The organism is Hylemonella gracilis (assembly GCF_004328645.1).
Classification (GTDB): Bacteria; Pseudomonadota; Gammaproteobacteria; order Burkholderiales; family Burkholderiaceae_C; genus Hylemonella; species Hylemonella gracilis_B.
Genome location: NZ_CP031395.1, coordinates 3321148 through 3341449, shown reverse-complemented (window position 1 = coordinate 3341449; position 20302 = coordinate 3321148). Strand labels below are relative to the sequence as shown.

General features: G+C 64.2%; 16 protein-coding genes and 1 pseudogene. 11 read left to right on the top strand and 6 right to left on the bottom strand.

Going from position 1 to position 20302, the window contains the following annotated elements; all coding sequences use genetic code 11:
- Positions 1-10: 10 nt before the first annotated feature.
- Positions 11-1564, bottom strand: a complete 1554-nt coding sequence (locus DW355_RS15560; RefSeq protein ID WP_131281429.1) for a fumarate hydratase — start codon at positions 1562-1564, stop codon at positions 11-13.
- A 45-nt stretch (positions 1565-1609) separates the two neighbouring features.
- Positions 1610-2230, bottom strand: coding sequence for a YqhA family protein (locus tag DW355_RS15555; protein WP_131281427.1), 621 nt, complete (start codon positions 2228-2230; stop codon positions 1610-1612).
- Positions 2231-2470: 240 nt separating this feature from the next.
- On the opposite strand from DW355_RS15555, the gene acs reads away from it, so the two are divergent.
- Both acs and DW355_RS15545 read left to right on the top strand, forming a co-directional pair.
- Positions 2471-4474: an acetate--CoA ligase gene (acs, locus tag DW355_RS15550; RefSeq protein ID WP_131281425.1), complete on the top strand. Its 2004-nt coding sequence runs from the start codon at positions 2471-2473 to the stop codon at positions 4472-4474.
- Between the two features lie 243 nt (positions 4475-4717).
- Entirely contained in the window at positions 4718-5071 is a 354-nt protein-coding gene (locus tag DW355_RS15545; protein ID WP_131281423.1) for a DUF1428 domain-containing protein, read from the top strand.
- A 60-nt stretch (positions 5072-5131) separates the two neighbouring features.
- Here the strand turns inward: DW355_RS15545 and DW355_RS15540 are convergent, their stop codons facing one another.
- Positions 5132-6106, bottom strand: a complete 975-nt coding sequence (locus tag DW355_RS15540) for a LysR substrate-binding domain-containing protein (protein ID WP_131281421.1) — start codon at positions 6104-6106, stop codon at positions 5132-5134.
- A gap of 152 nt (positions 6107-6258) precedes the next feature.
- Between DW355_RS15540 and DW355_RS15535 the strand changes: the two genes are divergently transcribed.
- From DW355_RS15535 to DW355_RS15515, 5 genes are read left to right on the top strand one after another with little or no spacing between them, the layout of a single operon-like run.
- Positions 6259-7260 carry a TRAP transporter substrate-binding protein gene (locus DW355_RS15535; RefSeq protein ID WP_131281420.1) on the top strand — a complete coding sequence of 334 codons (1002 nt, stop codon included), beginning with the start codon at positions 6259-6261 and terminating at the stop codon, positions 7258-7260.
- A gap of 8 nt (positions 7261-7268) precedes the next feature.
- The gene (locus DW355_RS15530; RefSeq protein ID WP_131281418.1) at positions 7269-9050 is read left to right on the top strand and encodes an IlvD/Edd family dehydratase; all 1782 of its coding nucleotides are present in this window, start codon (positions 7269-7271) and stop codon (positions 9048-9050) included.
- 7 nt (positions 9051-9057) lie between these two features.
- Positions 9058-10257, top strand: a complete 1200-nt coding sequence (locus tag DW355_RS15525; protein WP_131281416.1) for a fumarylacetoacetate hydrolase family protein — start codon at positions 9058-9060, stop codon at positions 10255-10257.
- Between the two features lie 9 nt (positions 10258-10266).
- A complete protein-coding gene (locus DW355_RS15520) occupies positions 10267-10806 on the top strand; it encodes a TRAP transporter small permease (protein ID WP_131281414.1) in 540 nt (179 codons plus the stop codon).
- Positions 10807-10813: 7 nt separating this feature from the next.
- Positions 10814-12097, top strand: coding sequence for a TRAP transporter large permease (locus tag DW355_RS15515; protein WP_131281412.1), 1284 nt, complete (start codon positions 10814-10816; stop codon positions 12095-12097).
- 124 nt (positions 12098-12221) lie between these two features.
- Here DW355_RS15515 and DW355_RS15510 read toward each other — a convergent pair whose 3' ends face one another.
- Positions 12222-12536, bottom strand: a complete 315-nt coding sequence (locus DW355_RS15510) for a c-type cytochrome (protein WP_131281410.1) — start codon at positions 12534-12536, stop codon at positions 12222-12224.
- 170 nt (positions 12537-12706) lie between these two features.
- Between DW355_RS15510 and ilvD the strand changes: the two genes are divergently transcribed.
- The gene (ilvD, locus tag DW355_RS15505; RefSeq protein ID WP_131281408.1) at positions 12707-14566 is read left to right on the top strand and encodes a dihydroxy-acid dehydratase; all 1860 of its coding nucleotides are present in this window, start codon (positions 12707-12709) and stop codon (positions 14564-14566) included.
- 21 nt (positions 14567-14587) lie between these two features.
- Here ilvD and DW355_RS15500 read toward each other — a convergent pair whose 3' ends face one another.
- Together DW355_RS15500 and DW355_RS15495 are read right to left on the bottom strand one after the other, a co-directional pair.
- On the bottom strand, positions 14588-16495 hold the full coding sequence (locus DW355_RS15500) for a TIGR03545 family protein (protein ID WP_131281406.1): 1908 nt from the start codon (positions 16493-16495) through the stop codon (positions 14588-14590).
- Complete coding sequence (locus DW355_RS15495; protein ID WP_131281404.1) at positions 16492-17028, bottom strand: TIGR03546 family protein; 537 nt, start codon at positions 17026-17028, stop codon at positions 16492-16494. Before DW355_RS15495 ends, DW355_RS15500 begins: the two co-directional genes overlap by 4 nt.
- Before the next feature lie 130 nt (positions 17029-17158).
- Here DW355_RS15495 and lgt point away from each other — a divergent pair.
- The 3 genes and pseudogenes from lgt (at position 17159) to DW355_RS15480 (ending at position 20284) form a co-directional block, all read left to right on the top strand.
- A pseudogene (lgt, locus tag DW355_RS15490) lies at positions 17159-17979 on the top strand (prolipoprotein diacylglyceryl transferase).
- 152 nt (positions 17980-18131) lie between these two features.
- Positions 18132-18797, top strand: coding sequence for a GntR family transcriptional regulator (locus DW355_RS15485; protein ID WP_131281402.1), 666 nt, complete (start codon positions 18132-18134; stop codon positions 18795-18797).
- On the top strand, positions 18794-20284 hold the full coding sequence (locus DW355_RS15480; RefSeq protein ID WP_131281400.1) for a malonyl-CoA decarboxylase: 1491 nt from the start codon (positions 18794-18796) through the stop codon (positions 20282-20284). The genes DW355_RS15485 and DW355_RS15480 overlap by 4 nt, the downstream gene beginning before the upstream one ends.
- Positions 20285-20302: the final 18 nt, after the last annotated feature.

Genomic DNA, 20302 nt, shown 5'->3' with positions numbered 1-20302 from the left:
GGCCAAGATGTCAGGCCGTGGCGACCGTGATGCCCTTGAACTCGCCAGAGGCGATGCGCTGGCTCCACTCGGCCGGGCCGGTGATGTGGGCGCTGGTGCCGCCCGCGTCGACGGCCACCGTCACCGGCATGTCCACCACGTCGAACTCGTAGATGGCCTCCATGCCCAGGTCCTCGAAGCCGACCACCTTGGCCCGCTTGATCGCCTTGCTGACGAGGTAGGCCGCGCCACCCACGGCCATCAGGTAGGCGCTTTTGTGTTTCTGGATGGCGGCGATGGCCTCGGGGCCGCGCTCGGCCTTGCCGATCATGGCGATCAGCCCGGTCTTGGACAGCATCATGTCGGTGAACTTGTCCATGCGCGTGGCGGTGGTCGGGCCCGCGGGGCCGACGGCTTCGTCGCGCACCGGGTCCACCGGGCCGACGTAATAGATCACCCGGTTGGTGAAGTCCACGGGCAGCTTCTCGCCCTTGGCCAGCATGTCGGCGATGCGCTTGTGCGCGGCGTCTCGACCCGTGAGCATCTTGCCGTTGAGCAACAAGGTCTGGCCGGGTTTCCAGCTGGCGACCTCTTCCTTGCTGAGCGTGTTCAGGTCGACGCGCTTGCTTTTCTGCGTGTCGGGCATCCACTGCACGTCGGGCCAGAGGTCCAGGCTGGGCGGATCCAGGTAGACCGGACCGCTGCCATCCAGCACGAAGTGCGCGTGGCGCGTGGCCGCGCAGTTGGGAATCATCGCGATCGGCTTGCTTGCCGCGTGCGTCGGATACATCTTGATCTTGATGTCGAGCACCGTGGTCAGGCCGCCCAGGCCCTGCGCGCCGATGCCCAGCGCGTTGACCTTCTCGTAGAGTTCCAGGCGCAACTCCTCGACCTGCGTGAGCTTGTCACCCTTGCCCGCCTTGGCCTGCAGCTCGTACATGTCGATGTCGTCCATCAGGGACTCTTTCGCCATCAACGTGGCCTTCTCCGCCGTGCCGCCGATGCCGATGCCCAGCATGCCGGGCGGACACCAGCCGGCGCCCATGGTTGGCACGGTCTTGAGCACCCAGTCCACCACGCTGTCGCTGGGGTTGAGCATGTACATCTTGCTCTTGTTCTCGCTGCCGCCGCCCTTGGCCGCCAGCGTCACCTCCACGCTGTCGCCGGGCACGAGCTCGGTGAAGATCACGGCGGGCGTGTTGTCCTTGGTGTTCTTGCGCGCGAACTGCGGGTCGGCCACGACGGAGGCGCGCAGCATGTTGTCCGGGTTCAGGTAGCCGCGGCGCACGCCTTCGTTCACCGCGTCCTCGAGACTGCCGGTGAAGCCTTCCAGGCGCACGCCCATGCCCACTTTGAGGAAGACGTTGACGATGCCGGTGTCCTGGCAGATCGGGCGGTGACCCGTGGCGCTCATCTTGCTGTTGGTCAGGATCTGGGCAATGGCGTCCTTGGCCGCCGGGCTTTTTTCGCGTTCATAGGCCCGCGCCAGGTGGGCAATGTAGTCCGCCGGGTGGTAGTAGCTGATGTACTGCAGCCCGGCGGCGATGGATTCGATCAGATCGTCTTGGCGGATGGTCGTGCTCATGGCGGGTTCCTCTGGGACTGTGTCGGTTTTGTTCTTCCGGCGTGCTCAGTGCTTGTCATCCGTGCCGCTGTTCATCAGGCGGTCCGTGTAGGCGATCGCCATCGCGGAGAGCAGGAAGACGACATGGATGACGGTCTGCGCGATCAGCACGCGGTCACTGTAATTGGCGGCGTTGATGAAGGTCTTGAGCAAGTGGATGGAGCTGATGCCGATGATGGCCGTGGCCAGCTTGACCTTGAGCACCGAGGCATTGACATGGTTGAGCCACTCGGGCTGGTCGGGATGTCCTTCTAGGTTCAGGCGACTCACGAAGGTCTCGAAGCCGCCGACGATGACCATGATCAGCAGGTTGGAGATCATCACCACGTCGATCAGCGCCAGCACCACCAACATGATCACCGTTTCATTGAGGGTGCTCAGTGGCGCGTCGGCCTTGTAGCCGATGCTGTGGACCAGCGCGTCCAGCGCCACCTGGTTGCCGAAGGCGGCCATCACCAGGTGTTCAAGCTCGATCAGGAAGTGCACCACGTACACCCCCTGGGCAATGATCAGGCCCAGATAGAGGGGGAGCTGCAGCCAGCGACTGGCGAAGATCATGGCAGGCAGGGGGCGCATGCGGGAAGCGGTGCTCCGCGGTTCATGCTTGGGCGCTTCGGGCTGAGACATGATGAAAAGAAGGCGAGGAAAGACTTGGGAAGGGATGCAGGAAAAAGGGATGCGGCGATCCGGGAAAACCATGAATTCTAGGCTGCATTTCGCGCCGGTTTCGCAGCGAGGGGGATGCAGTGTTTTCCCCTGCGGTTTTGTCGGGCTAGCGTCAGAACCTTGTAAGCGCATGTCGGACAATAAGAGGCACTGCCGATGGCAGCTTGTTCCACGCCTATAACGATCTTGAGGACGCAAACCATGAGCTCTTCCACCGCCTCTTCCTCGGCCATCGAATCCGTGCTGGTTGAAAACCGGGTTTTTCCGCCGCCTGCGGCGACCGTCAAGGCCGCGCGCGTGTCAGGCATGGCGCAGTACCAGGCCATGTGCGATGCCTTCGAGAAGGATTTTGAAGGGACCTGGGCGCGTCTGGCCCGCGAGAACCTGGTCTGGGGCAAGCCGTTCACCAAGACCTTGAACCAGGGCAACAAGCCGTTCTACAAGTGGTTCGAGGATGGTGAGTTGAACGCCAGCGCCAACTGCCTGGACAAGCACATGGGCACGCCGGTCGAAAACAAGACCGCCATCCTCTTCGAGGCCGACGATGGCGCGGTCACCAAGGTCAGCTACAAGGAGCTCCTGGCCAAGGTCGGTCAGTTCGCCAACGCCCTCAAGGCCCAGGGCATCAAGAAGGGCGACCGTGTCCTCATCTACATGCCCATGACGATCGAGGGCGTGGTGGCCATGCAGGCTTGCGCGCGCATCGGCGCGACCCACAGCGTGGTTTTCGGTGGTTTTTCCGCCAAGAGCCTGCAGGAACGCATCATCGACGCCGGCGCGGTGGCCGTCATCACCGCCAACTACCAGATGCGTGGCGGCCGTGAACTGCCGCTCAAGGCCATCGTGGACGAAGCCCTGGCCATGGGCGGCTGCGCGAGCATCAAGACCGTGCTGGTCTACCAGCGCACGCAAACCGCCTGCAATATGGTCGCGGGCCGCGACAAGACCTTCACCGAGGCCCTGGCGGGCCAGAGCACGGAATGCAAGCCCGAGCAGGTGGGCGCCGAACACCCGCTGTTCATCCTCTACACCAGTGGCTCCACCGGCAAGCCCAAGGGCGTGCAGCACGCCACAGGGGGCTACCTGCTGTGGGCGCGCCTGACCATGGACTGGACTTTCGACCTTCAGCCCAGCGACATCTTCTGGTGCACGGCCGACATCGGCTGGATCACCGGCCACACCTACGTGGCCTACGGCCCGCTGGCGGCCGGCGCGACACAGATCGTCTTCGAGGGCGTGCCCACTTACCCGAACGCGGGCCGTTTCTGGCAGATGATCGAGAAGCACAAGGCGACGATCTTCTACACCGCACCCACCGCCATCCGTTCGCTGATCAAAGCCGCCGAAGGCGACGAGAAGGTGCATCCGGCCCGCTCGGATCTGAGCAGCTTGCGCATCCTCGGTTCGGTGGGCGAGCCCATCAACCCCGAAGCCTGGATGTGGTACCACAAGCATGTGGGCGGCGAGCGCTGCCCCATCGTGGACACCTTCTGGCAGACCGAGACCGGTGGTCACGTCATCACGCCGTTGCCGGGTGCCACGCCGCTGGTGCCGGGCTCCTGCACGCTGCCGCTGCCGGGCATCGCCGCCGCCATCGTGGACGAGTTGGGCAATGACATCCCGAACGGCACGGGCGGCATCCTGGTCATCAAGAAGCCCTGGCCTTCCATGATCCGCACCATCTGGGGTGACCCGGAACGTTTCAAGAAAAGCTACTTTCCCGAGGAGCTCAAGGGCTACTACCTGGCGGGTGACGGCGCGGTCCGCTCGGCGGACCGCGGTTACTTCCGCATCACGGGCCGCATCGACGATGTGCTCAACGTCAGCGGCCACCGCCTGGGCACGATGGAGATCGAATCGGCCCTGGTGTCCAAGACCGACCTCGTGGCCGAAGCCGCCGTCGTGGGCCGTCCCGACGATTTGACCGGCGAAGCAATTTGCGCCTTCGTGGTCTTGAAGCGCTCGCGTCCCACGGGCGAGGAAGCCCGGCAGATCGCCAACGAGCTGCGCAACTGGGTGGCCAAGGAAATCGGCCCCATCGCCAAGCCCAAGGACATCCGTTTCGGCGACAACCTGCCCAAGACCCGCAGCGGCAAGATCATGCGCCGCCTGCTACGCAGCCTGGCCAAGGGCGAAGCCATCACCCAGGACATCACGACGCTGGAGAATCCTGCGGTCTTGGAGCAACTTGCTCAGACCAACTGAGCAAGTTGCAGGCAAGGCGTGAGCCTTGCCTCCGCAGGATTTCAGTGAAGGCGCCAACTTGGCGCGTAGCGCCAGGTTAAGCGCATAGCGGCGGGCCGTAACTAAAACCCCGCCGTTTCAACTTTCCTCCCAAACCGTGTCGATTCCGACCACGGTCGTTCGTCGTTCCATCAGCGGCGTGCAAGATGCGATGCCGCGGTCAATCGGTGTCTAGCAGACCCGTCCACCTTCAAGGAAATTCGCATGACTTACGTTGATGGATTCGTTGCCGCAGTGCCCTTGGACAAGCAGGAGGCTTACCTCAAGCACGCCCGCGATGCCGCGCAGGTATTCAAGGACCACGGGGCGCTGTCGGTCGTGGAGTGCTGGGGCGACGACGTGCCCGAAGGCAAGCTGACCTCGTTCACCATGGCCGTGAAACGCCAGGACGACGAGGCCGTGGTGTTCTCGTGGGTCACCTGGCCGTCCCGAGAAGTGCGCGACGCGGGCTGGACCAAGGTGATGGCCGACCCGCGCATGCAAGCCGACGAGAACCCCATGCCCATTGACGGCAAGCGGCTCATCTATGGTGGCTTCAAGGTGATCCTCAGCGCCTAGGCTGGTTGAAAGATCGCTCCGGGGCTGGCCTTTCCTGGACGGCCTGTGACTGCCTGCGCCTCAGGCTTCTCTTGTCACCCCCGCCTTCTCCCGCAACACCGACACGAAGGCCTGCGCGGAAGGCGGCAAGGTCTCACCCAGGTGCGTGATCAGTCCGTAATCCGGCATGCGGTCGGGCAGGTCGACCTGGATGCGGGTCAGCAGGCCTTTTTTCGCATATTCCTCCGCCAGCGAGGCTGGCTGCAGCGACAGCATCTGTGTCGTCTGCAGCAATTCCAGCGAGAACCAGAACGAGGGCGTCTCGACCACGCCGGAGGTGGGTGTCAGGCCGATGCTGTTGAAGATGTCGTCGGTGACGCGGCGCAGCGCGGTCGGCGAGGGATACAGGATCCAGGGCCAGCGCGCCAGTTCGGTCAGGTCCTGGATGCGTTTGCTGCGCAGGGGGTGGTCCACGCGACCGACCACCTGCAGCGGCTCGGCCGACAGGCGCTCGTAGCGGAATTGCGCTTGCTGCTCGCTGTTCGTGAAGCGCCCGATCATCAGGTCGATCTTGCGCTCGGACAGCCACAGCGCGAGCTGGTCGCTGCTCTGCTCCAGCATCTTCAGCACCAGCAGCGGCCTCAGGCGCTGGACCTCGGACACCGTGGACATCAGCAGATGCGCCGAGCCCGAGATGGCGCCAATCGTCAGATGCCCCGCGCCGCCGTGCCGCAGCGTGTCGAACTCGCGGGCGAACTTGCGATGCCCTTCCAGCGCGCTGCTCGCGTAGCGCAGGGTGAACAGGCCGAGTTCGTTGGGCGCCACCCCACGTGACTGTCGGTCGAACAGGCGGGCGTTGAGGATGGTCTCGATCTCCATCAGCATCTTGGTCGCCGCCGGCTGCGTGATGTGCATCCATTCGGAGGCGAGCCGCAGATTGCGGGTTTGTCCCAGGATGTCCAGAAACTGCAGATGTCGGAACCGAAGACGGCTGAAGGAGCGGGCGATGGAAGGCTCGGGGCTAGGGGGGAACCCGGATGATTCGGCTGTATTCATAACGAAATGGAATGACTTTCTACAGAAAATTCAGTAGACCGAACCTGCTGTCTTCCCTAATCTCGCGCTCGCCCTGGGGCCCCTTGAACTGACGCGCAGGTAGTCAGGTGGAATTGGCGCCGGGACATATATCCAAACATCAGGAGACAAGCATGAAATTCAGATCCGTCGTGTTGGCGGCGTTGGCGCTCGGCCTGGCGGCCGGCTCGGTGTCCGCGCAAGTCAGGGAACATGTATTCAAGATTGGCATCGGCCTGAGCGAAGACCACCCGCAAGGCGTGGCGCTCAACCACTTCGCCAAGCTGTTGTCCGAGCGCAGTGGTGGCAAGATGACTGCCAAGGTGTATGCGAGTGGGGCGCTGGGCAACGACATCACCATGACCTCGGCCTTGCGCGCCGGCATCCAGGAGATGACGGTGCCCGATGCCTCCACGCTGATGTCGCTGGTCAAACCCTTCGGCGCGCTCAACCTGCCCATGCTGTTGAACAATGAGCAGGAAGCCGACGCACTGCTCGACGGTCCCTTTGGCCAGAAGCTGCTGGCTCAACTGCCTGAGAAGGGGCTGATCGGCTTTGCCTTCTGGGAGAACGGCTTCCGCCACGTCACCAACTCGCGCCGCGCCATCAACACGGCGGCCGACCTCGAGGGCCTGAAGCTGCGCGTGATCCAAAGCCCGCTCTTCCTCGACACCTTCACAGCTCTGGGCGTCAACGCCACGCCCATGCCTTTCCCCGAGGTCTACACGGCCATGGAGCAGAAGGCGGTCGATGGTCAGGAGAACCCCACGCCGACCATTCTGGCCAGCAAGTTCTACGAGGTGCAGAAATACCTGGCGCTGACGCGCCATATGTACAGCGCCTGGGTCCTGCTGCTGTCCAAGAAGACCTGGGATGGCCTGTCGCCGCAGGAGCAGAAGATCGTGCGTGACAGCGCGATGGACGCGACCCAGTTCGAACGCAAGACCATCCGGGAATTCAGCGAGAAAGCGCTCGCCCAGCTCAAGAGCAATGGCATGGTTGTCACCGAGCTCAGCCCGGCCGAACAGGCCAAGCTGCGCGCCAAGCTCGCGCCGGTGGTTGCCAAGTACGGTCAGGATTTCGGCGACGCCTTCCAGGAAATGAACGCCGAGCTGGCCAAGATTCGCAAGAAATAAACGACTGCATGGCCAAGACACCCAGCCGTCCGTTCCGCTCGCGGGATTGGTTCGCCGACCCGCAGCGTTCGGACATGACGGCGCTCTATCTGGAGCGCTTCATGAACTACGGGCTGACGCCGGAGGAACTGCGTTCCGGGCGGCCCATCATCGGGATCGCGCAGACGGGCAGTGACCTGTCGCCGTGCAACCGTATCCATCTGGAGCTGGCGCGCCGCGTGCGTGACGGCATACGGGACGCCGGGGGCATTCCGATGGAGTTCCCTGTCCATCCGATCTTCGAGAACTGTCGCCGGCCCACCGCCGCGCTGGACCGCAACCTGGCCTACCTGGGCCTGGTCGAAATCCTCTACGGCTACCCGATCGACGCCGTGGTGCTGACGACCGGCTGCGACAAGACCACGCCGGCCGGCATCATGGCGGCCTGCACCGTGGACATTCCCGCCATCGTGCTGTCGGGCGGACCCATGCTCGATGGCTGGCACAACGGTGAGCTGGTCGGCTCCGGCACCGTGATCTGGCGCAGCCGCCGGCAACTGGCTGCGGGCGAGATCGACGAAGAAGAGTTCCTGCAGCGCGCCTGCAGCAGCGCGCCTTCGGCCGGGCACTGCAACACCATGGGCACGGCCTCGACCATGAACGCCGTGGCCGAGGCCCTGGGCCTGTCGCTGACGGGCTGTTCGGCCATTCCCGCGCCTTACCGCGAGCGCGGCCAGATGGCCTATGAAACCGGGCGGCGCATCGTCGAGATGGCCTACGAAGACCTGCGTCCCTCGCGCATCCTCACACGCGAGAGCTTTCTCAACGCGCTGTCTGTGGTGAGCTGCGCGGGTGGGTCCAGCAATGCGCAGGTCCACATCATGGCCATGGCGCGCCATGCCCAGGTTCGGCTGGAGCCGGACGACTGGACCACCCACGCCTACGACCTGCCGCTGCTGCTCGACATGCAGCCGGCGGGGCGCTTTCTGGGCGAACGCTTCTTCCGGGCTGGCGGTGTGCCGGCGCTGATGTGGGAGCTGATGCAGGCGGGGCGTCTGCATGGTGATTGCCTGACCGTCACCGGACGCCGTTTGGCCGACAACCTGGCGGGTCGCGAAGCGAGTGACCGCGAGGTGATCCGGCCCTTTGATCAGCCGCTGCTCGACAAGGCCGGTTTCCTGGTGTTGCGCGGCAATCTCTTCGACTTCGGCATCATGAAGACCTCGGTCATCTCCGAGCGCTTTCGTGCTCGCTACCTGAGCCGGCCCGGCCAGGAAGGGGTGTTCGAGGCACGTGCCGTGGTGTTCGAAGGCGGCGAGGATTACCACGCGCGCATCAATGACCCGGCGCTCGGCATCGACGAAGACTGCATCCTCGTCATGCGCGGCGCGGGCCCGCTGGGCTGGCCGGGCTCGGCTGAAGTCGTCAACATGCAACCGCCCGACGCGCTGATTCAGCGTGGCATCAGCGCGCTGCCCACCCTGGGCGATGGCCGCCAGTCCGGCACCTCGGACAGTCCGTCCATCCTCAACGTCTCGCCCGAGAGCGCTGCGGGAGGGGGGCTGCGCTGGCTGCAAAGCGGTGATTTGATCCGCGTTGATCTCAATCAGGGGCGATGCGATGCACTGGTGTCGCCCGAGGAAATCACACGCCGTCAGCGAGAACTGCCCGCGCCTCCGGTACCCCCCAGCCATTCGCCCTGGGAAGCCCTGTACCGGGAGAAAACTGGCCAGCTGGATCAGGGCGCCACGCTGGATTTCGCGCTGGATTTCCAGCGCATCGCGGAACGCACGCCGCGGCACAACCATTGAGGACCCCATGACTTTGACTTCCAAATTGCAAGATCCCGTGTCCATCCTGCCCGACGACGGCCTGGCCGGTACCCTGGTGGGCCGTGTCTGGGTGCCAGGCAAGGGCGCTGGTCCCGCCGTCGTGGCCATCCGGCCTGACGGTGTGTTCGACCTCAGCCGCGCCTACCCCACCATGAGCACGCTGCTGGACGTGGACCAGCCGGCCCAAGCCGTGCGCGGCACGCCCGGACAACGACTCTGCGGCGTGGACGAGCTGCTCGCCAACAGCCTGCCCGGCGCGCGCGACGTGCGCCGCCCCTGGTTGCTGGCACCCTGTGACCTGCAGGCCGTCAAGGCCAGTGGCGTCACTTTCGCGTCCAGCCTGATCGAACGCGTCATCGAGGAGCAGGCGCGCGGTGACGCCAGCCTGGCCAATGACCTGCGCAGCCAGGTGCTGTCGCTGATCGGGGGGGACCTGTCGGAGATCAAACCCGGCTCGCCCGAGGCCATGAACCTCAAGGCCTTGCTGCAGAAGAAGGGTCTGTGGTCGCAGTATCTGGAGGTGGGCATCGGCCCGGACGTGGAGGTTTTCACCAAGACCCAGGCCATGGCTTCGGTGGGCTGCGGCGACGACATCGGCATCCGCTCCGATTCCTCCTGGAACAATCCCGAGCCCGAGGTCGTGCTGGCGATCAACAGCCGCGGCGGTATCGTGGGCGCGACCCTGGGCAACGACGTCAACCTGCGTGACATCGAGGGTCGCAGCGCGCTGCTGCTGGGCAAGTCCAAGGACAACAACGCGTCTTGTGCCATCGGCCCCTTCATCCGCTTGTTCGACGAGGGCTACACACTGGACGACGTGCGCCAGGAAACCGTGCACCTGCATGTGATCGGTGAGGATAAATTCGAGCTGCACGGACTCAACCTCATGAACCGCATCAGCCGCGACCCGACCGACATCGTCGCGCAGACCGTGGCCATGCACCAGTACCCCGATGGGTTTGTGCTGTTCCTCGGCACGCTGTTCGCGCCCATCGAGGACCGCGATCGTCCGGGCGGTGGGTTCACCCATAAGCTGGGCGACATGGTGACCATCCGCAGCCCCCGGCTGGGTGCCCTGATCAACCGCGTCACGCATTGCGAGACCGCGCCGCCCTGGCGCTTCGGCCTGCGCGCCTTGATCGGCAACCTGGCCGGGCGCGGCCTGCTGCAAGACGCCGCGCTCTAGGAGGGCATCATGCTGAACAACATGCTTGACAGAAGCTGCCGCGTCCTGAACCTCACCATCGCTCTGGCCCTGGCCATCATGGTGGTGCTTGTCTTCGGCAACGTGGTGCTGCGCTACGTCTTCAATTCCGGCATCGCCATCAGCGAAGAGATGTCGCGTTGGCTCTTTGTCTGGATCACCTTCCTGGGAGGCATCGCCGCCATCCACGAAAACGCCCATCTTGGCACCGACATGCTGGTGTCTCGCCTCTCGGTGGGCGGCAAGAAGGTCTGCTACGTGGTGGGGCACCTGATCATGCTCTACGTGACCTGGCTCTGCCTCAAGGGCAGCTGGCAACAGACCTTGCTCAATGCCGACACAACGGCCCCCGTCACCGGACTGACCATGGCGGTGTTCTATGCCTCCGGGGTGGTGTTCGCGGTCTGCGCCGGCGTGCTGTTGCTGCTGCGACTGCTGAGGGTCTTGTCGGGCAAGCTTCAGGAACAGGAACTTGTCATGAGCACGGAGTCCGAGGAATCGATCGAATCCGTGGGCGTTAAGAAGGCTTGAAAACAATATGACGATTTTCATTTTTCTCGCGAGCCTGCTTGGCGCGATGGCGCTGGGCATCCCCATCGCTTTCGCCCTGCTGGCCAGCGGCGTCGCCCTGATGCTGCACCTGGACATGTTCGACGCGCAGATCCTCGCGCAGAACTTCATCAACGGTGCCGACAGTTTTCCGCTGCTGGCCGTGCCCTTCTTCATGCTCGCTGGCGAGGTCATGAACACGGGCGGCTTGTCGCGGCGCATCGTCAATCTCGCGATGGCGCTGGTCGGCCATGTGCGTGGCGGACTGGGCTATGTGACGATCCTGGCGGGGTGCCTGCTGTCCTCGCTGTCCGGGTCGGCAGTCGCCGACGCGGCGGCCCTCACGGCACTGCTCCTGCCCATGATGACCGCAGCGGGTCATTCCAAGCAGACGTCGGGCGGCCTGATTTCGGCCACTGCCGTGATCGGCCCGATCATCCCGCCCAGCATCGCCTTCGTGATCTTTGGGGTGTCGGCCAACCTGTCCATCGGTAAGCTCTTCATTGCCGGCATCTTTCCCGGCATCATGATCGGTCTGAGCCTGGCCCTCACCTGGTGGCTGCTCTGCCGCAAGGGCACGCTGCAGCGCCCGCCGAAGAAGTCAACGGGAGAAGTCTGGAAAGCCGCGCGCGAATCGGTCTGGGCGTTGATGCTGCCGCTGATCATCATTGTTGGTCTGCGCATGGGGGTCTTCACGCCAACCGAGTCCGCCGTGGTCGCCGCTGTCTACGCCCTGTTCGTCGCCACCGTGGTCTACCGCGAGCTGTCGCTCAAATCCCTGGTGCCGGTCTTCGTCAACGCAGCCAAGACTTCGGCAGTGATCATGTTCCTGGTGGCGGCCGCCATGGTGTCGTCGTGGTTGATCACCGTGGCCAATATTCCACAGCAACTGGTTGCGCTGCTTGAGCCTTTCATGGACAACCAGACGCTGCTGCTGCTCGCCATCATGCTGCTCATCATGGCCGTCGGCACGGCGATGGACATGACGCCCACCATTCTGATCATGACCCCGGTGCTCATGCCGGTGATCAAGGCCGCCGGCATCGACCCGATCTACTTCGGCGTGCTCTTCGTCATCAACAACTCGATCGGCCTGATCACGCCACCGGTGGGCACCGTGCTGAACGTCGTGGCCGGCGTGGGCCGCATGAAGATGGACGATATCTTCAAGGGGGTTCTGCCCTTTATGTGGGCCGAGTTTGGCATCCTGCTCGTCATGACGCTCTTCCCCCAGACGGTGATCTGGCCCGCGCGGTTCCTGATGGGCGGCTAGGGGTGCATGTCCGGGCGGGTGCCTGAAGCCAGGGCCGCGGACTGCAGTTCAGCACCCGCCGAGCCGGAACGACAACGCGCCCGGAACGGGCGCGTTGTGGAGTAGAGGGGGCGAGCCGCAGTGCTTACTTCTGGCTCAGCACCCAGGCTGCCAGCTTCTTGGCCTCGGCTTCGCTGACTTGGGGGTTGGCCGGCATCGGCACCGGACCCCAGACGCCGGAGCCACCCTTCATGATCTTGGCGGCCAGCATGGCGGCGGCGTTCTTGTCGCCCGCGTACTTCTTGGCCACGTCCTTGTAGGCGGGGCCGACCACTTTCACCGCCACCTGGTGGCAGGCCATGCAGTTCTTGGACTGGGCCAGGGCCAGATCGGCCATGGCGGAGGTGCTGAAGGCGGCGAGGGCGGTGGTGGCGAGCAGGGTGGGCAGGATGCGTTTCATGGAATTCCTCGAGTGAGTGGGAATGGGGTTGAGAGGATAATGGCCGGCGGAATTCTAAGGCCGCGAGGCGCCGGGGTCCTGCCGGATTTGTGCTGCATGGCAGCATGGGTCTTGCCTCAGAGGGTCCGTGCTGGCCGCCCATTCATCGTCGATTCGATACCAGAGTCTTTATGCCCGTATACCGTTCGTTGACATCCACCGCCGGCCGCAACATGGCCGGCGCCCGTTCGCTCTGGCGTGCCACCGGCATGAAGGATGGCGACTTCAGCAAACCCATCATCGCCGTCGTCAACAGCTTCACGCAGTTCGTGCCCGGCCATGTCCACCTGAAGGACCTGGGCCAGCTCGTCGCGCGTGAGATCGAAGCCGCCGGCGGCGTGGCCAAGGAATTCAACACCATCGCGGTCGATGACGGCATCGCGATGGGCCACGATGGCATGCTGTATTCGCTGCCCAGCCGCGACATCATCGCGGACTCGGTGGAATACATGGTCAACGCGCACTGCGCCGATGCGATGGTCTGCATTTCCAACTGCGACAAGATCACGCCCGGCATGCTGATGGCCGCCATGCGCCTGAACATCCCCGTGGTGTTCGTCTCGGGCGGGCCGATGGAAGCCGGCAAAGTGCGCCTCGCGGTGCCCGGCACACAGACCATCCAAATCAAGAAGCTGGACCTGATCGATGCCATGGTCATGGCCGCCGACGACAAGGTCAGTGACGCAGACCTGGCCGAAGTGGAGCGCTCCGCCTGTCCGACCTGCGGCTCCTGCTCGGGCATGTTCACCGCCAATTCCATGAACTGCCTCACCGAAGCCCTGGGCCTGTCCCTGCCGGGCAACGGCACCGTGGTCGCCACCCACGCCGACCGTGAACAGCTGTTCAAGCGCGCCGGCCGTCTGGTGGTGGAACTCTGCAAGCGCTATTACGAGCAGGACGACGAGACCGTGCTGCCGCGTTCCATGGGCTTCAAGGCCTTCGAGAACGCGATCACGCTGGACATCGCCATGGGCGGTTCGACCAACACCATCCTGCACCTGCTGGCCGTGGCGCAGGAAGCCGAGATCGATTTCACGATGGACGACATCGACCGCCTCTCGCGCAGCGTGCCGCAATTGTGCAAGGTCGCGCCCAACACCAACAAGTACCACATCGAGGACGTGCACCGCGCGGGCGGCATCATGGCCATCCTGGGCGAGCTGGACCGCGCCGGCAAGCTGCATACCGACGTGCCCACCGTGCACAGCAAGACGCTCAAGGATGCGCTCGACGAATGGGACATTGCCCGCAAGCCGTCTGAAGCCGTCAAGACCTTCTACATGGCGGGGCCCGCGGGCATCCCGACGCAGGTGGCTTTCAGCCAGTCCACGCGCTGGCCCAGCCTGGACACCGACCGCGCCGAAGGCTGCATCCGTGCCTATGACCACGCGTTCTCGAAGGAAGGCGGTCTGGCCGTGCTGTTCGGCAACATCGCGCTCAATGGTTGCGTGGTGAAGACGGCCGGTGTCGACGACAACCTGCTGGTCTTCGAAGGCCCGGCCCACGTGGTCGAGTCGCAGGACGAAGCGGTGGAGCACATCCTGGGTGACCAGGTGAAAGCGGGTGATGTGGTCGTCGTGCGCTACGAAGGCCCCAAGGGCGGCCCTGGCATGCAAGAAATGCTCTATCCCACGAGCTATATCAAGTCCAAGGGCCTGGGCAAGGCTTGCGCCCTGCTGACCGACGGACGCTTCTCAGGGGGCACCTCGGGCCTGTCCATCGGTCACTGCTCGCCCGAAGCGGCGGCGGGTGGCGCGATCGGCCTGGTGAAGAACGGCGACCGCATCCGCATCGACATCCCCAACCGCGGCATCAACGTGCTGGTCAGCGACGAGGAACTTGCCAAGCGCCGAGCCGAGCAAGACCAAAAGGGCTGGAAGCCCGCCAAGCCGCGTCCGCGCAAGGTCTCGGCGGCGCTCAAGGCCTATGCCTTGCTGGCCATGTCGGCGGACAAGGGCGCGGTGCGCGATCTGTCCTTGCTGGGCGATTGAAGAGACTGAAGCCTGCTGTGTTCAGAGCAGGCTCTTCAGCTTGTCCTTGGCCTTCGACTTGAACCGGTTTTCCTCGGCTTTGAGCTTCTGATTCAGCTCGGTTTCCAGCTTGGTGTGGGCCGCGTCCAGCTTGTCGGTGTCACCGAGCGCGGCTGAGAGGGTGCCGCTCTGGTCGAAGCCGTCGAGTTTTTGCTTCAGGGGAGCGAGGGCCTGGTCGACTTCCGCGTCGAAGCGGGTGCGCAATTCGCGGTTGAATTTCGCGATTTCCGCGTCCACGTAGGCACGCAGCCTCGCGTTCAGGATGGGCTCCAGATTGCTGCGCAGGTGGGTGGTGGTCCGAAGTTGACCGTCCGCTCCCTTTTTTCTGACGTAGTCCAGATCCAGGGTCAGCAGATCAATCTGGGTCAGCACTGTGCCCAGCACGCGTTCCAAGTTCACCCCCACACTGCCTGGCTTCAGCTTCAAGCTGACGTCGCGCCCCTCGATGCGCAAGGCCAGCGCCAGTCCTTGCGGGCCATCGTCCAGCGTGGCGCGGAGGTCGGCCTTGCCATCCATGCCCGCCAGGTATTTGTTGTCCAGGCTCCTTGTCAGACCTTGCAGCGGCGACTGATGGATGTTCAACTGGATATTGGCGCTCAGGCCCTCCTTGGCGCCCGACATTGAACCACGCAAGGTGGCGACGTCCGCGTTGCGGCGTGGGTCGCGGAAGTTCATGCTGAGCAGCAGGGGCTTGTACGACAGATCGGAGCTGGCGTTGAGCACGGTGCCTGACAGCACGGCAGTGCCAGAAGATCCCGACAGGTCGATCTGACCGATGTACACCGAGGGCAGGGCGCCCGCGCGCACAAAGTCCACCGTCGTCCCGCGAGCACGCGCCTGCTGCACGACCTTCACCTCGGCGGTCTGCTTCTGCTCGGGCAGGTAGCCCTTGAACTTCTCGTAGTAGCCCAAGTACTGCCGTGCGCTGTCCACCAGCGCATCGCCGAGCAGGGCGGAAAGCAGCTTGCTGGCGCTGAACATATCGCTCTGGGGGTCGAGCAGCAGGTCTTTCAGCTTCGCGTCGCGCAGCTCGGTGACCTGCGCATAGCTGGCGCGCAGCTCCTGGGCATCGGACTGCAGCGCCTGCCGGGCCTGCTTCAGGACATCCTGTTTGGCCCGCAGCTGTTTCCTGGCGTCCTTCAAGGTGTCCAAGTCCTTGCGCAACTGCGGCAGATCGTCGGGCAGCTTGTACTTGCGCCGCGAAATGGCCTGGATTTCGTCGGAGGCCGACTGCAGATCGCCGAGCTCGGTCATCGCGGGCAGGCGTTCCTTCCATTGGTCGGCGCGTGCCTGGACCTTCGCTTCCAGTTCCTTGCCCAGGCGCACGGCCGGAATGTCCTCGGGCTGGCCAATTTTGTCGGCGATGGCCTTGTAATCAATGCCCTTTGCATAGGCTTCGAGGGAGGCGACCATGTCGTCCGAGGTCTCGGGGCCGGCGGACGGGGTGGCGGTGGGTGTCTTCTCGCGCGGCAGTGCGCCTGAGCTTGTGCGCTCGGTGCCGAAACGCAGATCCTCAATGGCCATGCGTGTGACCACGAGCTTGCCGACGGACAAGGGGCTGGATTGAAGCGTGAAGTCCGTGGCACCGATCTCGAAGAGGTTCTTCATCGGCGCGTCGGCGTCCGTCCACTGGATGCGCCGGGTCTTGACCGAGGTGTTGAGCAGGCTGAAGTCGAAGCTGCCGATCTCCACCTTGGCGCCGTTCATCGCCGTGAAGGTGGCTTCAAGGCCGCGCTTGACGATGCGGTCGAAGAAGAGCAGATAGCCTGCGACGATCAGCGCGGAGATCAGCGCAAACGGCAGCAGCGCGGAGAAGCGGAAGAAACGGACGCTCTTTGGCGCGGCCGCAGGAGCGCCGGCGGTTGGGGGTGTCGGAGTGGCGGATGTCATCGGCTGCCTCCGTACACGAAGCCATAAGCCTTGGCACCCCAAACGTAGAAGCGTGTCATCGAGAACCAGCGGTAGAAGCGCGAGCGCAGGATGCGGGCCTGCCAGGAGCTGCGATAGCGGCGTACGGCGAAGGCGACCAGCCAGGCCATGGGGACGAGCAGCACCAGGGACGCGACCAGGGAGCCCAGCACCACGGTGTTGTTGAGCCGCGTGAACACGACAAACGGCGTGTTGAAAAACGCGGTCCAGAAGGCCGTCAACCCGTCCAGATCAATCAGCAGCAACTGGCCCAGGCGGTTGAACACACCGTCAAGCAGGTAGCCCAGCGGGGCCATGAGCACCATGCCCAGCAGACCCGCGGAGAAGCTGACGTTGATGATGCACAGGAGCAGGAGAACCAGTAGATTGTGCGGGCTGCCGAGGGGGGTGAGCGCGATGACGCTGCCCAGCGCGAAGCCGAAGCCGATTTGCATCGGCCGCTCCTCGCTGTGCAGCAGTTTCACGGCCTTGAGGGCGAAGTCGAGGACGAACATGGGGCGGGGATTCCTGGCGGAAAACAGGCCCGCATGTTAACTGCCGCCTGTTGCCGTCTCTTTTTCTGAGGCCTCGGGGCGCAAATCCCGTGGGGTGCAGGCACGGCTCAAATCCGCCGACAATAGCCCCATGTTGCTCGCACCCCAAATCGACCCCATCGCCGTGCAGATCGGCCCGCTCGCCGTGCATTGGTACGGCCTCATGTACCTCGTGGCCTTTGGCCTGTTCTACACCTTGGCACGCCTGCGCTTGCGGCACCCGGCTTACGTCGGCACTGCTGGCAAGTCCGGTGCAGGCTGGTTGCCGCGTGATGTCGAGGACGTGCTGTTTTATGGCGTGCTCGGCGTCATCCTGGGGGGCGAGTCGGCTATTGCCTGTTCTACAAGCCTGCGTACTATCTGGCGCACCCACTGGAAATCTTCGCTGTCTGGCAAGGTGGCATGAGTTTCCATGGTGGTCTGATCGGTGTGCTGTTGGCCATGGTCTGGTTCGCGCGTTCGCGTCGACGATCCTGGCTGCAGGTGATGGACTTGATCGCACCCTGTGTGCCCACTGGCCTGGCGGCTGGGCGATTGGGCAACTTCATCAACGGCGAGCTCTGGGGGCGCGCGGCCAGCGCTGACTTGCCCTGGGCCATGGTGTTTCCGCAAAGCGGCTCCTTGCTCCCACGCCACCCCTCACAGCTTTACCAGTTCCTGCTCGAAGGCTTGCTGCTGTTCGTGCTGCTCTGGTTGTATGCGCGCAGGCCGCGCCAGACCGGGCAGGTGAGTGGCGCCTTCCTGTTTGGTTATGGCGTGTTGCGTTTTATCGCGGAGTATTTCCGTGAGCCGGACGATTTCCTGGGTCTGCTGGCCCTGGGCATGAGCATGGGCCAGTGGCTCTGTGTGCCCATGATCGTCGGGGGCGCGGCCTTGTGGGCCTGGGCCGGACGCCAGAGCCAGCGACGCTGATTTTCCCTGGGAGTTTGAGCCCTGTGCTGGTGGAGCTCAGGGTTCGCACGGATTCGTAATTACCCATAATTACAGAAAATTACGAACAGGCAGGGGCTCTACCCGTTCACTCCTGGACGGATGTCGCCTCACTCGCCGATCAGGCCCGTTCCATGCGCGTCGTCCACAATTCCTTGCACGAACAGGTCGCCGACACTCTGCGCCAGGAAATCTTCACTGGCACACTGGCGCCGGGAAGTTTCGTGGACGAGGTGGCCCTGTGCGAGCGGCTGGCCATTTCGCGCACGCCGCTGCGCGAGGCGCTCAAGGTGCTCACGGCCGAGGGCCTGGTGCGGCACGAGCCGCGTCGCGGCTGCTTCGTCAACGAAGTCACCGAACGTGACCTCGAGGAGATTTTCCCCGTCATCGCCTTGCTCGAGGGGCGATGCGCCCACGAGGCCGCCCTGCGCGCCAGCGACGCCGACCTGGCCGCGCTGGAAGTGCTGCACGACAGGCTGCAGAAGGCCGCGCGCGGCAAGCGCATCGTCGACTACTACGACATCAACTACGCCATTCACGAGGCCATCATCACCTTGGCCGACAACCGCTGGCTGGCCCAGGTCATTGGCGATCTGCGCAAGATCCTCAAGCTCGCGCGCCTGCAGCAGTTGCACGCGCCGGGCCGGCTGGCGCAAAGCCTGAGCGAGCACCTTGCCGTTTTCGCCGCGCTCAAGGCGCGCGACGCCGAGGGCGCCGAGGCCGCCATGCGCACGCACCTGACACGCCAACGCGAGGCGCTGCGCGAGCTGGCTCGCCAGCAGAACCGGAGGTTGGCATGAACACCGCGAGCTGGATCAGCCGCCAAGTCACGCGCCTCCTGCCCATCGTCCAACCGAACCGGTGGGCATCGAAAGGTGGCGGAAACGCGCGGGCTGGCATGGACAGTGACCCTGCATCGCGGGACCACGCTCAGGTCGAACGCTCCACGCGTGATCGCCTGGCGGCCAACTTGCGCCACAAGGCCGAGGCCATGTCGCCGCGTATGCTGCGGCGCACGCTGGAGGAGTTGCGCGACACGATCGATCCGCGGATCAGCGAGGTCGAGGGTGGGCGACGAGCCCAGGTGCTGATCCAGAGCTACACGCGGGCGACGATCGAGCGCAGGCGCGACATGTGGCTGCTGATGAGCGAGATGTTCACGGCTGATCCCGAGAAGATCAAGACGGCGCAGGCCAAGTTCGCCGCCGCCGTGGGCACGCCCGATGAGGCCGCCGCCGAAGTGCAGTACCGGCGTGCCACGGTGTCGCCGCGCCGGCGCCTGCTGCAGCGCTTCAGCGTGCTGCCCGAAGGCATCCGCTTCCTGGTGGACGTGCGCGCCGAGATGCAGCCCTGGCTCAAGCAGGACAAGCGGCTGCAGGCCCTGGACGTGGAGATGGAATACATGTTCTCCACCTGGTTCGACGTGGGCTTTCTGGAGCTGCGCCGCATCAGCTGGGACTCGCCGGCTTCTTTGGTGGAAAAACTCATCAAGTACGAGGCGGTGCACGACATCCGTAGCTGGGACGACGTGAAAAACCGTCTCGACTCCGACCGCCGCTGCTATGGCTTCTTCCATCCGCGCCTGCCCGATGAGCCGCTGATCTTCGTCGAGGTCGCGCTGATCGAGCACATGGCCGAGAGCATCACGCCGTTGCTGGATGAAAAGGCCGCCGCGGCCGACCTGGACAAGGCGACCTGGGCCATCTTCTATTCCATCAGCAACACACAGAACGGTTTACGTGGCGTGAGCTTCGGCGATTCGTTGATCAAGCGCGTGGTCGAAACCCTGAGCTCGGAGTTTCCACGTCTCAAGCATTTTTCGACCCTGTCGCCCATTCCAGGCCTGCGCAAGTGGCTGGGCCAGAACGCCCAGCGCCTGCTGGCGATCACGCCCGAGAAAGATCGGATCGAGCTGGGCCGCGCGGCCGGCTTCGAGCCCCCGACCGCGGCGCATCTGCTGCGGGCCCTGGAGCATGTGGCGACGCTCGACGCACGTTCCCCGCTACGGCGCTGGCTGCTGCAGTGCGCCGCCCAGTACCTGGGGCACGAGCTCATCGAAGGCAAGCCGGTGGACCCGGTGGCGCGCTTCCATCTGGGCAATGGCGCGCGCGTCGAGCGCCTGAACTGGCTGGGTGATCCATCGGCCAAAGGCCTGCAGCAGTCTTACGGCCTCATGGTCAACTATTTGTACGATCTCAAGCGGCTCGACCGCAACCGGGCTCAACTGGCCGAGGGCGGCATCGCCGTGGCAGGGGCCATCGAGGAACTGCAGTTTCGTGTGCAGTGATCCACCGCGTGGATCTTT

What these genes read in the sequence shown, in the direction of transcription:
- DW355_RS15560 (WP_131281429.1), bottom strand. Translation starts at nt 1,564, where the DNA reads ATGAGCACGACCATCCGCCAAGACGATCTGATCGAATCCATCGCCGCC.
- DW355_RS15555 (WP_131281427.1), bottom strand. Translation starts at nt 2,230, where the DNA reads ATGTCTCAGCCCGAAGCGCCCAAGCATGAACCGCGGAGCACCGCTTCC.
- acs (WP_131281425.1), top strand. Translation starts at nt 2,471, where the DNA reads ATGAGCTCTTCCACCGCCTCTTCCTCGGCCATCGAATCCGTGCTGGTT.
- DW355_RS15545 (WP_131281423.1), top strand. Translation starts at nt 4,718, where the DNA reads ATGACTTACGTTGATGGATTCGTTGCCGCAGTGCCCTTGGACAAGCAG.
- DW355_RS15540 (WP_131281421.1), bottom strand. Translation starts at nt 6,106, where the DNA reads ATGAATACAGCCGAATCATCCGGGTTCCCCCCTAGCCCCGAGCCTTCC.
- DW355_RS15535 (WP_131281420.1), top strand. Translation starts at nt 6,259, where the DNA reads ATGAAATTCAGATCCGTCGTGTTGGCGGCGTTGGCGCTCGGCCTGGCG.
- DW355_RS15530 (WP_131281418.1), top strand. Translation starts at nt 7,269, where the DNA reads ATGGCCAAGACACCCAGCCGTCCGTTCCGCTCGCGGGATTGGTTCGCC.
- DW355_RS15525 (WP_131281416.1), top strand. Translation starts at nt 9,058, where the DNA reads ATGACTTTGACTTCCAAATTGCAAGATCCCGTGTCCATCCTGCCCGAC.
- DW355_RS15520 (WP_131281414.1), top strand. Translation starts at nt 10,267, where the DNA reads ATGCTGAACAACATGCTTGACAGAAGCTGCCGCGTCCTGAACCTCACC.
- DW355_RS15515 (WP_131281412.1), top strand. Translation starts at nt 10,814, where the DNA reads ATGACGATTTTCATTTTTCTCGCGAGCCTGCTTGGCGCGATGGCGCTG.
- DW355_RS15510 (WP_131281410.1), bottom strand. Translation starts at nt 12,536, where the DNA reads ATGAAACGCATCCTGCCCACCCTGCTCGCCACCACCGCCCTCGCCGCC.
- ilvD (WP_131281408.1), top strand. Translation starts at nt 12,707, where the DNA reads ATGCCCGTATACCGTTCGTTGACATCCACCGCCGGCCGCAACATGGCC.
- DW355_RS15500 (WP_131281406.1), bottom strand. Translation starts at nt 16,495, where the DNA reads ATGACATCCGCCACTCCGACACCCCCAACCGCCGGCGCTCCTGCGGCC.
- DW355_RS15495 (WP_131281404.1), bottom strand. Translation starts at nt 17,028, where the DNA reads ATGTTCGTCCTCGACTTCGCCCTCAAGGCCGTGAAACTGCTGCACAGC.
- DW355_RS15485 (WP_131281402.1), top strand. Translation starts at nt 18,132, where the DNA reads ATGCGCGTCGTCCACAATTCCTTGCACGAACAGGTCGCCGACACTCTG.
- DW355_RS15480 (WP_131281400.1), top strand. Translation starts at nt 18,794, where the DNA reads ATGAACACCGCGAGCTGGATCAGCCGCCAAGTCACGCGCCTCCTGCCC.